Genomic DNA, 15,415 nt, shown 5'->3' with positions numbered 1-15,415 from the left:
AGTTCGACCGCGGAAGGGCCTTCGGGTCCGCCCGTCCCGTAGGTGCCCGAACGGGCTCCTGGAGAGGAAGAGTGATGACAACCCCGCTTCCCAGCTACACCAACGGCGTGTGGGACGCCCCGATGCTCGGTGACACCATCGGAGACAACTTCGACCGGACCGTGGCTGCCCACGCCGATCGTGACGCCCTGGTCGACCGGCCCTCGGGGCGGCGGTGGACGTATGCCGAGCTGAGGCGGGACGTCGACGCCGTGGCGGCAGGGTTGCTGAAGCGGGGTATCGGGAAGGGCGACCGGGTGGGGATCTGGGCGCCGAACTGCCCGGAGTGGACGCTGATCCAGTTCGCGACGGCCAAGATCGGCGCCGTGCTCGTCAACATCAACCCCGCCTATCGTGCGCACGAGTTGAAGTACGTGCTCGATCAGGCCGGTATCCGTCTGCTGGTGTCGGCGCCCGAGTTCAAGTCGTCCGACTATGCGGCCATGATCGAGGAGGTTCGGCCGCAGTGCCCGGACCTCGAGATGGTGGTGCTCCTCGGCAGTGCCGAGTGGAGTCGGCTGGCGTCGGACGGCATGGCCGCACACGCTGCCGATCCGGCTCGGCTGCCGGCCGCGCAGGCGGCCCTGTCCTCGGACGACCCGATCAATATCCAATACACTTCGGGGACAACCGGATTCCCCAAGGGTGCGACGCTCAGTCACCACAACATCCTGAACAACGGGTACTTCGTCGGCGAGCTGTGCCACTACACGGAGAACGACCGCGTCTGCATCCCGGTGCCGTTCTACCACTGCTTCGGGATGGTGATGGGCAACCTGGCGTGCACGAGTCACGGCGCGACGATGGTCATTCCGGGGCCGTCCTTCGATCCGAAAGCGACGCTGCAGGCCGTTGAGGCGGAGAAGTGCACGTCGTTGTACGGGGTGCCGACGATGTTCATCGCCGAACTCGCCGAACCGGACTTCGCCTCGTTCGACCTGTCGAGCCTGCGGACCGGGATTATGGCCGGATCGCCCTGCCCGGTGGAGGTGATGAAGCAGGTCATCGAACAGATGGGGATGGCCGAGGTTTCCATCTGTTACGGCATGACCGAGACGTCGCCGGTGTCGTTGCAGACCCGGTCGGACGACACGATCGATCAGCGCGTGTCGACGGTCGGCCGCGTCGGTCCGCATCTCGAAATCAAGATCGTCGATCCGGCAACGGGGTTGACCGTTCCGCGGGGCACGCCGGGCGAACTGTGCACCCGGGGGTACTCGGTGATGCTCGGGTACTGGAACAACCCGGAGAAGACCGCGGAAGCGATCGATGCCGGCCGGTGGATGCACACCGGCGATATCGGTGTGATGGATTCCGACGGCTACGTCGCGATCACCGGTCGGATCAAGGACATGGTCATCCGCGGGGGCGAGAACGTCTATCCCCGCGAGATCGAGGAGTTCCTGTACACGCATCCGGACATCCTCGACGCCCAGGTCATCGGGGTGCCGGACGCGAAGTACGGGGAGGAACTGATGGTGTGGGTACGGATGAAGGACGGTGCCGAACCCCTGGACGCGGCGAAGGTGCGCGAATTCTGCACCGGCAAGCTCGCCCACTACAAGATCCCGAAGTACGTGCATGTCGTCGACGAGTTCCCGATGACGGTGACGGGCAAGGTGCGCAAGGTCGAGATGCGCGAGCAGTCCCTCGACCTGATCGGGCGCACCTGACCCGCCTCGTCACCTGGTCCGCAGCAACGTCGCCACGGCGACCTGCCCGCGCCGCTCGGCATGCTGCAGGGCCGTCCGGCCGTCCGCGTCTTCGATGGACCGATCGGCGCCCGCGTCGAGCAGCAGGCGGACGACGTCCTGATACCGGTCGGATCCGTCGCCGTAGACCACGGCCTCGAGCAGGGCAGTCCAGCCCGGCTCGTTGACGTGGTCTACCGGCACACCCGCCTCGATCAGCATCCGCACGGTGTCGACGTGGCCGTGCTCGGCTGCCGGGATCAGCGCGGTTCCGCCGAACCGGTTGGTGCTGGTGACGTCGGCGCCCCGGTCGAGGGTGAGCGCGAGAATCTCGTTCAATCCCTCCGCGCCTGCGTACAGGAACGCCGAGTCCTCGCGGGCGTTCTTCGCGTTGACATCTGCTCCGGCGTCGATCAGTGCCCGCGCGGCGGCGACGTCGTCACGGGCGACGGCGTCGAACAGCGCGCGTTCCAGTTCGGGCGTCGACACGGGGGCGGCTCTTCAACCCAGCGACCCGGCGATCGCGTCGAGACCGGCGGCCGCGCAGGCCTGATCCCGCATTCCGTCGGGGGCGCCACCCACGCCGATACCCGCGATCGACCCGCCGGCCGACTTCACACTCACCCCTCCGGCGAGGAACAACGTGCCGGGAAGGTCGGCGACCGTCGCGCCGTCACCCTTGGCCCGTTCGCTCAGATCGCTGGTGTTCGCGCCGAACGCGGCAGCGGTGTACGCCTTCTGGCGGGCCGCCTCCACGGTGTGCTGAGCGGCATTGTCCCCGCGCAACATGGCCTGCACGTTGCCGGCGCGATCGACCACCGACACGGTGACGAAGCCGAGCCCGTCGGCCTGGCACTTCGCGAGCGCCGCCTGCGCGGCGGCCTGCGCAGTGCCGATACCGAGACGGTTCTGGCCGACCACGCCGTCAGCACCGTCGATCGGGGCGGGCGCGGCGGCGGTCGCGACCGGAGTGGACGTCGGACTCGCCTCGTCGGTCGCGGACGTGCCGCACGCCGAGGTGGCGACGATCGCGGCGAGCGGGACGGCGATCGCCAGAATGCGGGGCAGGCGGTGGAAGGTGCGCATCGGAAGGCCTTTCGGGAAGCGACGAGCTGACCTGACCAGCCTGGCCCGGCGGTGCCGGTGACCGCATCGGGCCGACGGCGCTCCCGAACTCATCCGTCCGGCCCCGGCAGATCATCCGAACGGTGGATCCGCGACCCACGGCGGATCCGTAGGATCACTCGACGTGACGACACCCGTGGACGCAGCGGACAGGTCGGGCGGCGCGGGTCTGCGCGGCCCGCTCGCTACCGCCATACATGTGTCGTTCTACGTCCTCCTCGCGACGTCGACGACGCGGTACCTGACGTACCACGGAGTGAGCGGGCAGTTCGTCGTGGTGGTCGCGTTGATTGCCGCGCTCGCCGCGCTGTACACGTTCACCGCCGTGGTCGCACGGCGGGAAGGCGCGTGGGAACCGTGGGTGTGGCCGGTCCTGACGACGTGGGCGGTGCTCGTCTGGCTCGCGCCGAGTTTCGCCTGGTGCGCGTTTCCCATGTTCTTCCTGTGCACGAGGGCGTACCCGAGCCGGATCGCGTACCCGGTCGTCGGGGTTCTCGCCGTCCTCACGTCGCTGGCGTTCTTCACCTTCTCCGGGCGCAGCGAGTGGGCCGTGCTGGTGGGACCGCTGTGCACCGGAGCGCTGATCGTCATGGCGTACAGCCAGATCGAGCGGGACGGCCGGGAGCGGGTGCGGCTGCTCCGCCAGGTGGCGGAGACCCGGTCCCGGCTCGCGGAGACCGAGCGGGAGGCGGGGGTGCTCGCCGAACGCGAACGACTGGCCCGTGAGATCCACGACACCGTGACGCAGGGACTGACCAGCAGCCTGCTTCGGCTCGAGGCGGCCGAGCAGATCTGGGCGCAGGCAGATCCGCGGACGGAGGCACGGGCACGCGAGGATGTCCGGGTGGCGACCGGGACGTTGCGCGAGAACCTGGCGGAAACACGCAGTCTCGTGCACCATCTCGCGGCGCCCAACCTGGAATCCCAGCCGATCGATGCGGCACTGCTCGCCGCCGCGCGTACCCACCACCCGCGGGCAGAGCTCCGGATCGTGGGTACTCCGATCACGATTCCGGCGGAGGTGACGCACGCGCTGCTGCGGATCACCCAGAGCGCGGTGTCCAACATCGCCCGGCACGCCCACGCCGAGACCGTGGGTGTCACGTTGACGTACCTACCGGACGCCGTCGCCCTCGACATCTTCGACGACGGCACCGGTTTCGACCCTGCGCCCGCCGGATCTCCCTCGGCGCGCGGCGGATACGGCCTGCGCGCGATGCGCAGTCGCGTCGAGCAACTGGGCGGCACGTTCACCGTCGAGAGCACACCGGGCGAGGGCACCGTGGTGGCCGCCCAGATACCGTGCGCGAGAGGAACCGCGGCATGACGACCGTGACCGTGCTGCTGGTCGACGACCACGTGGTCGTTCGCGCCGGACTGCGAGCGCTTCTCGACTCGCAGCCGGACATCGAGGTGATCGCCGAGGCGGGCACGGGGGAGGACGCCGTCGCCGCCGTGAGCACATACCGGCCGCAACTCGTGACGATGGATCTCGCCCTCGGAGCAGGCATCGACGGGGTGGAGGCCATTCGCCGCATCCGGCAGGTCGATCGGGACCTTCCGGTGCTGGTGTTCACGACGTACGACACGGACGCCGACGTGGTGCGCGCCATCGATGCCGGTGCCATCGGATACCTCCTGAAGGATTCGACACCCCCGGAGATCTTCGCCGCCGTGCGCGGCGCGGCCGCCGGCCAGAGTGTGCTGTCGCCGCCCGTCGCGTCGCGACTACTGCAGCAGATGCAGCGCCCCGAGGAGGCCCTCACGCCGCGGGAGGCCGAACTGCTGACCCTGCTGGCCAAGGGCATGACCAACAAACAGCTCGGCAAAGCCCTGTTCATCAGCGAGGCGACCGTGAAGACCCATCTCGCCCACATCTACGCGAAGCTCGGTGTCGACACCCGGGCCGCAGCGGTGTCCGTGGCCCTGCGGCGGCAGGGCATTCGCTGAACCGAGGGGTGCACAGCGGTACGCCGCGTGAACCTTTTGGCAACGATTTGCCGAAGCCCTGTCGAACGGGTGTCCAGGTGGTTATGTTCGAAATGAGCGGTGACCTTCCGCTCGCACCATGAATTGCGTGTTGAGAGGACAAGGGCCATGGTCGGCAACATCATCGGCACCATCATCTTCGGTGCGGTCATCGGCGTTCTGGCGCGTCTCGTGATTCCGGGAAAGCAGGCGATGGGGTGGGTCATCACCGTCGTCCTCGGCATCATCGGTGCGCTGATCGGGTACTGGGTGTGGGAGGGGCTCCTCGACAAGGGGGACACCGGCGGGATCGACTGGATCCGGTGGATCATCAGCATCGCCGTAGCGGCCGTGCTGACCCTCGGATACACCTCGATGACGAGCAAGAACAGGGTGTAGACGCCGCATCGCACCGCCACGAGAAGGGTCCCGTCCGGTCGTCCGGGCGGGGCCTTTTTGCGGCTTCGCCGCCCGTGAGTACTTGTCAACCGCCCGCGGTTGACGAGTACTCACGGGCGCAGGCAGAGAAGCGTCATGTCGCGCAGCACTTTCCGGGTTCGCGAGGGGGTGGTGGGATCGGCGCTGTGCGGGGTCGAGTTGATGAGCCCGAACGTGGCGTGCGCCTTGGTGCGGGCATCCGTCTCGTCCAGTGACGTGTCCACCTGCAGCAGTATCTTCACCCAGATCTCGACGTAGCGCCGCTGCGTCTGCCGGACCTCCCGGCGGGCCTCGGCGGGCAGGCTCTCCAGATCCCGGTCCTGGATGCGAATGAGGTCGGGTTCGCCGAGCGCGAAGTCCAGATGGAAGTCGATGAGACCCTCCAGCGCCGCGTCCGGGGTGGGGGCCTCCGCGACGACGAGTGACCCGCCCTCCAGCAGTCGCGTGCTGATCCCGACGAGCAGTTCGACGAGGACGGCGTCCTTGTTGGGGAAGTGCCGGTACACGGCGGGGCCGCTGATTCCTGCTGCGGAACCGAGGTCCTCGAGGCGGACGCCGAGGAAGCCCCGTTCGGCGATGAGGCGGGCGGCGGCGTCGAGCAGCTGGCGGCGACGATCCGCCTTCATCTGCTCCCGGCGCGTGATCGGCGCTTCGGTGCCGTCGACGTCTGTGGTCATCGCCTTGCTCTTTCTCGGATGTGGTCTGGACAACTCAGTTAATCACAGTTATCTTAGTTTCAGTTATCGAGTATTAACTCACTCGGCACGGGCGTCAAGACGAGAAGGCGGCAGGATGGCACTGAGCGGAACCACTGCACGGGAGGGCTACCGGGCAGAGCACACGAAACTGGTGGACGAGCTGAAGTCGAGGCTGGCCGTGGCCTCGCTCGGCGGCAGCGAGAAGTCGCGCGAGCGGCACGTCAGCCGAGGCAAGCTCCTGCCACGCGATCGAGTGGACACCCTGCTCGACCCCGGAAGCCCGTTCCTCGAGATCTCCCCGCTCGCGGCGAACGGACTGTACGACGACGAAAGCCCCGGAGCGGGTGTCATCGCCGGCATCGGCCGGGTGTCCGGCCGGGAATGCGTGATCGTCGCCAACGACGCGACCGTCAAGGGCGGCACCTACTACCCGATGACGGTGAAGAAGCACCTGCGAGCGCAGGAGATCGCGCTGCAGAACCAGCTGCCCTGCATCTACCTCGTCGACTCCGGCGGCGCGTTCCTGCCAAGGCAGGACGAGGTGTTCCCGGACCGGGAGCACTTCGGCCGCATCTTCTACAACCAGGCCACGATGAGCGCGCAGGGCATCCCGCAGATCGCGGCGGTCCTCGGCTCCTGCACCGCAGGCGGCGCCTACGTGCCCGCGATGAGCGACGAGGCCGTCATCGTCCGCAACCAGGGCACCATCTTCCTGGGCGGCCCGCCGCTGGTGAAGGCAGCCACCGGTGAGGTCGTGACGGCGGAGGAACTCGGCGGCGGCGACCTGCACTCGAAGGTCTCCGGTGTCACCGACCACCTCGCGGAAGACGACCAGGACGCGCTGCGGATCGTGCGGAACATCGTCGCGACCCTCGGCCCGCGCGCCGAGCGTCCGTGGGACGTGATCAGCGCCGTCCCCGCGTCGGCGCCGCAGACCGACCTCTACGACGTGGTCCCCACCGACCCGCGCACCCCGTACGACGTCCACGAGGTCATCGACCGCATCGTGGATGGCGCCGAGTTCCAGGAGTTCAAGGCGGAGTACGGCAAGACCCTGGTCACCGGTTTCGCGCACATCGAGGGCCACCCGGTCGGCATCGTCGCCAACAACGGCGTGCTGTTCGCCGAGTCCGCGATGAAGGGCGCGCACTTCATCGAACTGTGCGACAAGCGCAAGATTCCGCTTCTGTTCCTGCAGAACATCGCCGGCTTCATGGTCGGTCGCGACTACGAGGCGGGCGGCATCGCCAAGCACGGCGCCAAGATGGTGACCGCGGTGGCGTGCGCCCGGGTCCCCAAGCTGACCGTCGTGATCGGCGGCTCCTACGGTGCGGGCAACTACTCGATGTGCGGGCGGGCGTACTCGCCGCGGTTCCTGTGGATGTGGCCGAACGCCCGGATCTCCGTGATGGGCGGCGAGCAGGCGGCGTCGGTGCTCTCGACGGTGCGCAGCGAGCAACTCGACAGTGCGGGCAACCCGTGGTCGGCCGAGGACGAAGAGGCGTTCAAGGCGCCGATCCGCGAGCAGTACGAGGCGCAGGGCAATCCGTACTACTCGACGGCCAGGCTGTGGGACGACGGCATCATCGACCCCGCCGATACCAGAACTGTTCTCGGACTGGCGCTCTCGGTGTGTGCGAACGCACCGGTCGAACCGGTCTCCTACGGCGTTTTCCGGATGTGAGTGGAATGACTGAAATGACTCGGATAGATACCGTTCTGGTAGCCAACCGCGGCGAGATCGCGGTGCGCGTGATCCGCACCCTGCGGGCCATGGGAATCCGGTCCGTCGCCGTGTTCAGCGAGGCGGATCGGGACGCGCGGCACGTCCGTGAGGCCGACACCGCGGTGCTGCTCGGTCCGGCCGCGGCGCGGGAGAGTTACCTCGTCATCGAGAAGGTGATCGCGGCGGCGCAGGCCACCGGCGCGCAGGCCATCCATCCCGGTTACGGGTTCCTGTCGGAGAACTCGAAGTTCGCCGGGGCCTGTGCGGACGCGGGGATCGCGTTCCTCGGCCCGTCCGCTCACGCCATCGAGGTGATGGGCGACAAGATCACCGCCAAGAACGCGGTGGCGAAATTCGACGTGCCCGTCGTACCCGGCATCGCCCGTCCCGGACTGTCCGACGACGAACTGATCGCGGCCGCCGAGGACATCGGATACCCGGTCCTGGTCAAGCCGTCGGCAGGTGGCGGCGGCAAGGGCATGCGACTGGTCGAGGAGCCGGGCGCACTCGCCGAGGCACTGCGCAGCGCGCGCCGTGAGGCGGCGTCGGCGTTCGGCGACGACACGCTCTTCCTCGAGCGATTCGTGTTGCGGCCCCGGCACATCGAGGTGCAGATCCTCGCGGACGGGCACGGGAACGTCGTCCACCTCGGTGAGCGTGAATGCAGTCTGCAGCGTCGCCACCAGAAGGTCATCGAGGAAGCGCCGTCGCCGCTGCTGGACGAGGCGACACGCGCCCGGATCGGCGAGGCCGCCTGCAACACGGCACGCAGCGTCGACTACTCGGGAGCGGGAACGGTCGAGTTCATCGTCTCCGCCGACAAGCCCGACGAGTTCTTCTTCATGGAGATGAACACCCGGCTGCAGGTCGAGCACCCGGTCACCGAACTCGTGACGGGCCTGGACCTCGTCGAATGGCAGGTGCGAGTGGCCGCCGGTGAGCCTCTCGGCTTCACCCAGGACGACATCACCCTCACCGGTCACGCCATCGAAGCCCGCGTCTACGCCGAGGACCCGAGTCGCGGATTCCTCCCCACCGGCGGACTCGTGGCCGACGTGGTCGAACCCGCCGGCCCCGGTGTCCGCGTCGACTCCGGGCTGCAGCCCGGCACGGTCGTCGGCAGCGATTACGACCCGATGCTGGCGAAGGTCATCGCCCACGCCGACGACCGCGCCGGCGCGCTGCGGAAACTGGACCGGGCGCTGGCCGGCACCGGTGTGCTGGGAGTGGTCACCAACATCGAGTTCGCGCGCTTCCTGCTCGCCGATCGCGACGTGGTGGCCGGCAACCTCGACACCGGTCTGCTCGACCGACGGCTCGAGGACTTCGTCGCGGCGGAGGCCACCGATGCCGCCCTGATCGCCGCTGCTGCTTTCCGCTGGTTGCAGCGTTGGCCCGAGCGGGCACAGGCCGATCCGTGGGACGTTCCCAGCGGCTGGCGGGTCGGGGTTCCCGCGCCCACCAGCATCCGGTTGTCCTCTGCCACCCGCACCGACCACGTGCGGATCACCGGCAGCCCGGCCGAGGCCACCGCACAGGTCGAGGACGGCGACACCCTGTCCCTGACCGCGGCGCTCGACGGCACCACCCTCTCCGTGGTGATCGACGGCAGGCGCGAAACCTACCGCGTCGCCCAGACCGACGGGCACATCTGGCTCGCCGGTTCCGACGGCACGACGATGCTGCGTGAGGTCCGTGAACTCAGTGTCCGCACCGGCGACGTCCACGCCGGCGAGGCCGAGATCACCAGCCCCATGCCCGGATCCGTCATCGCCGTCGGCGCCGAGGCAGGTGCCCACGTCACCGCAGGTCAGACACTCGTCGTGGTCGAGGCGATGAAGATGGAGCACTCGCTCACCGCCCCCGTCGACGGCGTCGTCGACATCCTCGTCGCACCCGGTGACCAGGTGATGGTCGACCAGCTGCTCGCACGAGTCACCCCGCACACCGACACCACCGACACGAAAGAAGACGCGTCATGACCGAATTCCTTGCCACCGGCCAGCTTCCCGACGAGTACCAGCAGTTGGCGAAGACCGTCGCCGACTTCGCCAAGAATGTGGTGGCACCGGTCGCGGCGGAACACGACGCCAACCACACGTTCCCGTACGAGGTGGTGTCGGGGATGGCCGACATGGGCCTGTTCGGTCTGCCGTTCCCCGAGGAGTACGGCGGAATGGGTGGCGACTACTTCGCCCTGTGCCTGGCGCTCGAAGAACTGGGCAAGGTCGACCAGAGTGTCGCGATCACCCTGGAAGCAGGCGTGTCGCTGGGCGCGATGCCGATCTACCGGTTCGGCAACGAGGAGCAGAAGCAGGAGTGGCTGCCGCAGCTGACGAGCGGCAAGAGCCTGGCCGCGTTCGGGCTCACCGAGCCGGGTGCCGGAAGCGATGCCGGCGGGACGAAGACCACCGCGAAGTTCGACAGCGGTGAATGGATCATCAACGGCAACAAGCAGTTCATCACCAACTCCGGCACCGACATCACCAAGCTCGTCACGGTCACCGCGGTGACCGGTACGAAGGACGGCAAGAAGGAGATCTCCACCATCCTCGTGCCGACGTCGACGCCGGGCTTCACCGCCGAGCCGGCGTACAACAAGGTCGGCTGGAACGCCTCCGACACCCACCCCCTCACGTTCTCGGACGTGCGCGTTCCCGAGGAGAATCTGCTCGGCGAGCGTGGCCGCGGGTACGCGAACTTCCTGCGGATCCTCGACGAGGGCCGCATCGCCATCGCCGCGCTCAGCGTCGGCGCCGCCCAGGGATGCGTCGACGAGTCGGTCAAGTACGCCAAGGAACGTGAGGCGTTCGGACGGCCCATCGGACACAACCAGGCCATCGCGTTCAAGATCGCCCGCATGGAGGCGCGCGCCCACACCGCCCGCACCGCGTACTACGACGCCGCCGCCCGGATGCTGTCCGGCAAGCCGTTCAAGAAGCAGGCCGCCATCGCCAAGCTCGTCGCCTCCGAGGCCGCGATGGACAACGCCCGGGACGCCACCCAGATCCACGGCGGCTACGGATTCATGAACGAGTACACCGTGGCCCGGCACTACCGTGACAGCAAGATCCTGGAGATCGGCGAGGGCACCACCGAGGTGCAGCTGATGCTGATCGCGCGGGAGGCCGGCCTGTGACCGCCACGGCCGAACCGAAGCGAATCGTTCAGCGGGGCCTGTGGTTCGAGGAATTCGAACTGGGGGCGGTGTACGAGCACCGTCCCGGCCGGACCGTCACCGAGGCCGACAACGTCCTCTTCACGACGCAGACGATGAACACCCAGGCCCTGCACCTGGACGCCGCGTACAGCGAGAACACCCAGTTCGGTGAGCGCCTCGTCAACTCGATGTTCACCCTCTCGACGCTGGTCGGGTTGTCGGTGGCACAACTGACGCAGGGGACCATCGTCGCGAACCTGGGGTTCTCGGAGATCAGCTTCCCGAAGCCGCTGTTCCACGGCGACACGCTCTACGCGGAGACGAAGATCGCGGACAAGCGCGAATCGAAGAGCAGGCCCGGCGAGGGCATCGTCACTCTCGAGCACACCGGCCGCAACCAGAACGGCGACGTGGTGGCGATCGCGGTCCGCAAGACCCTCGTCCAGAAGAAGCCGTCATGAGCTGGGAACTGCCCGGGCCCGCCTGGCTGTTCTGCCCGGCCGACCGGCCCGAACGGTATGCGAAAGCGGCGGCGGCGGCCGACGTCGTGATCCTCGACCTCGAGGACGGGGTGGCACCCGCGGACAAGGAAGCGGCGCGAGTCGCCCTGATCGACACCCCGTTGGATCCGGATCGCACGGTGGTGCGGGTCAATCCGGTCGGAACCGAGGACCACGAGCGCGACCTTCTGGCACTCGACGGCACCCGTTATACGAGGCTGATGCTGGCCAAGTGCGAGTCCGCCGGCCAGGTGCTGTCGCTGGCGCCGCGTGAGGTGATCGCCCTCGTCGAGTCGCCGCTCGGTGCGCTCGCGGTGAGCGAGATCGCGCTGGCGGCGAGCACGATCGGCGTGATGTGGGGCGCCGAAGATCTCGTGGCGGCGATGGGCGGCAACTCCAGTCGCCGCGGGGACGGCAGCTACCGTGACGTCGCCACTCACGTGCGGTCGTCGACACTGCTGGCCGCCAAGGCGTACCAGCGGCTTGCCCTGGATTCCGTCTATCTCGACATCAAGGACCTCGACGGGCTGCGCGCCGAGGCAGTCGACGCCGTCGCTGTCGGATTCGACATCAAGGTCGGCATCCATCCCAGCCAGATCGCGGTGATCCGGAAGGCGTACGCACCGTCGGACGAGGACGTCGACTGGGCGACGCGGGTTCTCGCCGCCGTCGCCGACGAGCGAGGAGTCTTCGCGTTCGAGGGAAAGATGGTGGACGCGCCGGTTCTGCGTCACGCCGAGGCGATCCTGCGCCGCTCCCAGGTCGAGTCGAAGGGGACAAGCACGTCCGAGTCGCCGCGGTAGGCGGCGAAAGAGCGCGGAACGGCCGCGCGCTCGGGGAAGATGGTGCCCATGACTGCCGATCCGCAATGGGTGCCCACCGAATCCGACGTGCGCGACGCGGTCGTCACCGATTTCGCCCGGTTCGTCGCCCGTCGTCACAGCGTCCGGGTCGACGACTACCGGGCGCTGTGGCGCTGGTCGGTCGCCGACCCGGCGGCGTTCTGGCAGGACGTGTGGGACTACTTCGAGATCCGGTCCGCCACCGATCCCGGACCGGCCCTCGCGGACGACGCGATGCCGGGTGCCGTCTGGTTCCCCGGGGCGACCCTCAACTACGTCGACCACGTCTTCCGGAACGCCCGCCCCGGCACACCGGCGATCCTGTACGCAGGTGAGGGCGCCACCGACATCTCCGTCGGGTGGGACGAGTTGCGGTCCGCGGTGGCGGGCCTCGCCGCGACTCTCCGCGAGCACGGAGTCGGGGTCGGTGACCGGGTCGTCGGCTACCTCCCCAACATTCCCGAGGCCGTCGTCGCGTTCCTCGCCACGGCGTCGCTCGGCGCCGTGTGGGCCGCGTGCGGACAGGACTACTCCGCGCCGGCCGCGCTTGATCGCCTGGGTCAATTGGAACCGAAAGCGCTGATCACCGCGGACGGCTACCGGTTCGGGGGCAAGGAACACGATCGGCTCGCGGCGGCGGCCGAGCTGCGCGGCGGATTGCCGTCGCTGGCCCTGACGGTAGTCGTGCCGCATCTCGATCCGGACGCCGCCGCCGACGGCACCCTCACCTGGGCGGAGGCCACCGCCCGGGACGACGCACTCGAGTCCGTCGCCGTCCCGTTCGACCACCCGTTGTGGGTGGTGTTCTCCTCGGGAACCACGGGCCTGCCGAAGGGCATCGTGCACGGTCACGGCGGCGTTCTCCTCGAACACGTGAAGTCGCTCGCGCTCCAACTCGACATCGGACGCGACGACACCCTCTTCTGGTACACCAGTCCCAGTTGGATGATGTGGAACTTCCAGACGGCGGGACTGCTGGTGGGGGCCACCATCGTCTGTTACGACGGAAGCCCGTCCTTTCCTACGCCGGATGCGTTGTGGGCCTTGGTGTCACGTCTGGGCGTGACCGTGGCCGGCACCAGTCCCGGCTATGTTCTCGCGTGCGACAAGGCGGGGGTGGTCCCCGTGCGAGAGCACGACCTGAGCGCGCTCCGCGCGGTGGGGGTGACCGGGTCCACGCTGCCGGCGGCATCGTCACTGTGGTTGTCCGAGAACGTCGGTCGCCGAGTTCCCGTCGTGTCGATCACCGGTGGGACCGACGTGGTGTCGGCGTTCGTCGGGGGAGCGCGGAGTGTGCCGGTCTGGCCGGGGGAGCTGTCCGCCCCGTGCCTGGGTGTCGCCGTCGACGCGTTCGACGAGTCGGGTCGGTCGGTGCGAGGGGAGGTCGGTGAACTGGTCGTGACGGCGCCGATGCCGTCCATGCCGGTGTCGTTCTGGAACGATCCCGACGGAAAGCGTTACCGTGAAGCGTATTTCGATGTGTTTCCCGGAGTGTGGCGGCACGGCGACTGGATCACGATCACCGACCGCGGGACCGTCCTGATGCACGGCAGATCTGATTCCACATTGAACCGCAACGGAATTCGGATGGGTAGCGCCGACATCTACCAGGTGGTGGAAAAGCTTCCGGAGGTTGCCGAGGCGCTTGTCGTCGGTGTCGACCTGGCGGACGGCGGATACTGGATGCCGCTGTTCGTGGTCCTGTCGGAGGGGGCGGAACTCGACGACGCGCTGAAGCAGCGTATCCGCGGAGCGATACGTGAGCAGGCCTCTCCGCGGCACGTGCCCGACGACATCATCGAGGCGCCGGGGATTCCGCACACCCGGACCGGCAAGAAACTCGAGGTGCCGCTCAAGCGCATTTTCCAGGGTGCGGACGCGGGGCGCACGGTGGACCGCAGCGCCGTCGACGACCCCGCCCTGCTCGACTGGTTCGCGCGGCACGGACGCTGAGCGGCGCGTCTGTCGACGTCAGTGCCGTTGGGCGCCAACGGTTAGGTTAGTCTTACTTTGGTTACTCCCTGGTAGCGCCGTGGAGTTCGACGTTCCCATGTCGGCGAATGTGAGAAATCTCCCGTCGGCCTCCGATCGGCCGCGCCGCCGCGATCGCGACTAATCGGACATCGAGAGTGCCACGCCCCGGGAGGGCGTTCCAGATGTTGGGATGCGGCCCGGGGGTCGTCGGTTCACGTCCCTTCGCCGGGGACGCGTGTCTGCGTCCTCGTGGCAGGTCAGCGGGCGATCTTCCGGAGCCTGGGAGCTCACTTGAACGTCCAAGTTTTCGTTCGACGGGGATGCGCGATTGACCTGGTCGGTTATTCCCGATGTGCAACTGCGGGTGCTCGCCGTTTTGAGACCTGCGCGGGGCTTTGGTAGACACGGTGGTTGGCAAAAACTGCGGTCACGGGGGGCAGTGAGTGTTCAATGCCGCGGCCGATCAGCAGATCGGTTGCACCGTGCACGAATAACAGTCGGGAGGCGGAACATGAAACTGGATACGACAGTTGTACACCTAGCGAAATTCCGACTCTCGGTACGGTATCCGCATTCTGGTTGTACACAGTGCCCGGAATGTGGTTCGGCCTGTTGAATATGTGCGCGTCGAAGATCGAATTCAGGCCTGGTTCTGGAAGTATCGAGGGTTGGGTACGTCACACCGGCGCCGGTAACGGCAGTGGATCCGACACCGATGTAATTCCCGGCGCTACCGCAGAACCGTACGAACCGAAATTGTCACCACCGAGCGAGAGGAGGCCGAAGCAATGATCGCGACGATGTTTCGCTCCTCCACCAGCGCCGTAGACTCGGCTCTCGACTCGGGGGATGACGAGCACCGATTGGGTGGCCGCTTGTTGGATCGATGAGAGAACGGAGCCACGTATGAACCCGCTCACCGCAGATAGTTCGGGATGTAAGGGCCTTGGAGTGTTCAGCGTCGTAGGCAATCGGGTTTCGGACGATCGTCTGACATCGACTCCGAGTGTGGTGGAACTCTTCGATCAGCGCAGGGCGTCCCATGCCCGGCACGTCCCCGCTCCGCGAGATGCTTCGAACCGGCTAGGCCTGTTCATGTGATGGCGTTCATCGGAAGACCGGCCCACGACGCAGTCCGTGGGACCGAGAGCTACGAACCACCAAAGACACAGGCGGCAGTCGCCACGCGTTCGAGAACGGAGTAACCCTTGGGGTCGGGACAAGCAGCGGGTAGTAGCGGTGCTCCGGAAGGGG

General features: G+C 67.6%; 13 protein-coding genes. 10 read left to right on the top strand and 3 right to left on the bottom strand.

Translation table 11 applies throughout. The features are described 5' to 3' along the window. Nucleotides 1-74 precede the first annotated feature (74 nt). Nucleotides 75-1,712 (top strand): AMP-binding protein, encoded by a 1,638-nt coding sequence (locus WKC72_RS29990; RefSeq protein ID WP_037244592.1) that lies wholly within the window; start codon nt 75-77, stop codon nt 1,710-1,712. Between the two features lie 9 nt (nt 1,713-1,721). Here the strand turns inward: WKC72_RS29990 and WKC72_RS29985 are convergent, their stop codons facing one another. Continuing rightward, nucleotides 1,722-2,219, bottom strand: coding sequence for an ankyrin repeat domain-containing protein (locus tag WKC72_RS29985; RefSeq protein ID WP_370180606.1), 498 nt, complete (start codon nt 2,217-2,219; stop codon nt 1,722-1,724). 12 nt (nt 2,220-2,231) lie between these two features. Beyond that, on the bottom strand, nt 2,232-2,816 hold the full coding sequence (locus WKC72_RS29980; protein WP_037244599.1) for a heme-binding protein: 585 nt from the start codon (nt 2,814-2,816) through the stop codon (nt 2,232-2,234). A gap of 163 nt (nt 2,817-2,979) precedes the next feature. Between WKC72_RS29980 and WKC72_RS29975 the strand changes: the two genes are divergently transcribed. The 3 genes from WKC72_RS29975 to WKC72_RS29965 all read left to right on the top strand — a co-directional run bounded on the left by WKC72_RS29975 (nt 2,980) and on the right by WKC72_RS29965 (nt 5,222). Further along, entirely contained in the window at nt 2,980-4,182 is a 1,203-nt protein-coding gene (locus WKC72_RS29975) for a sensor histidine kinase (RefSeq protein ID WP_370180605.1), read from the top strand. Next, complete coding sequence (locus WKC72_RS29970; RefSeq protein WP_128639128.1) at nt 4,179-4,805, top strand: response regulator transcription factor; 627 nt, start codon at nt 4,179-4,181, stop codon at nt 4,803-4,805. The genes WKC72_RS29975 and WKC72_RS29970 overlap by 4 nt, the downstream gene beginning before the upstream one ends. A gap of 147 nt (nt 4,806-4,952) precedes the next feature. Further along, nucleotides 4,953-5,222: a GlsB/YeaQ/YmgE family stress response membrane protein gene (locus WKC72_RS29965; RefSeq protein ID WP_005239513.1), complete on the top strand. Its 270-nt coding sequence runs from the start codon at nt 4,953-4,955 to the stop codon at nt 5,220-5,222. Between the two features lie 110 nt (nt 5,223-5,332). On the opposite strand, the gene WKC72_RS29960 is transcribed toward WKC72_RS29965, so the two are convergent. Continuing rightward, entirely contained in the window at nt 5,333-5,938 is a 606-nt protein-coding gene (locus WKC72_RS29960) for a TetR/AcrR family transcriptional regulator (RefSeq protein WP_128639127.1), read from the bottom strand. Nucleotides 5,939-6,053: 115 nt separating this feature from the next. On the opposite strand from WKC72_RS29960, the gene WKC72_RS29955 reads away from it, so the two are divergent. Genes WKC72_RS29955 through WKC72_RS29930 form a run of 6 tightly spaced genes read left to right on the top strand, consistent with a single transcriptional unit; the run spans nt 6,054 to nt 14,140 of the window. Further along, nucleotides 6,054-7,643: a carboxyl transferase domain-containing protein gene (locus WKC72_RS29955; RefSeq protein ID WP_037244611.1), complete on the top strand. Its 1,590-nt coding sequence runs from the start codon at nt 6,054-6,056 to the stop codon at nt 7,641-7,643. Between the two features lie 14 nt (nt 7,644-7,657). Beyond that, a complete protein-coding gene (locus WKC72_RS29950; protein ID WP_370184588.1) occupies nt 7,658-9,667 on the top strand; it encodes an acetyl-CoA carboxylase biotin carboxylase subunit in 2,010 nt (669 codons plus the stop codon). After that, nucleotides 9,664-10,824, top strand: coding sequence for an acyl-CoA dehydrogenase family protein (locus WKC72_RS29945; RefSeq protein ID WP_005253824.1), 1,161 nt, complete (start codon nt 9,664-9,666; stop codon nt 10,822-10,824). The genes WKC72_RS29950 and WKC72_RS29945 overlap by 4 nt, the downstream gene beginning before the upstream one ends. Continuing rightward, nucleotides 10,821-11,306, top strand: a complete 486-nt coding sequence (locus WKC72_RS29940; protein ID WP_370180604.1) for a MaoC family dehydratase — start codon at nt 10,821-10,823, stop codon at nt 11,304-11,306. Before WKC72_RS29945 ends, WKC72_RS29940 begins: the two co-directional genes overlap by 4 nt. Next, the gene (locus WKC72_RS29935; RefSeq protein ID WP_370180603.1) at nt 11,303-12,148 is read left to right on the top strand and encodes a CoA ester lyase; all 846 of its coding nucleotides are present in this window, start codon (nt 11,303-11,305) and stop codon (nt 12,146-12,148) included. Before WKC72_RS29940 ends, WKC72_RS29935 begins: the two co-directional genes overlap by 4 nt. A 48-nt stretch (nt 12,149-12,196) precedes the next feature. Beyond that, the gene (locus tag WKC72_RS29930; protein ID WP_370180602.1) at nt 12,197-14,140 is read left to right on the top strand and encodes an acetoacetate--CoA ligase; all 1,944 of its coding nucleotides are present in this window, start codon (nt 12,197-12,199) and stop codon (nt 14,138-14,140) included. Nucleotides 14,141-15,415 lie beyond the last annotated feature (1,275 nt).

It is taken from the genome of Rhodococcus wratislaviensis, from assembly GCF_041228765.1.
GTDB classification, from domain to species: Bacteria; Actinomycetota; Actinomycetes; order Mycobacteriales; family Mycobacteriaceae; genus Rhodococcus_F; species Rhodococcus_F wratislaviensis.
This window is presented reverse-complemented; position numbering and strand designations above follow the sequence as displayed.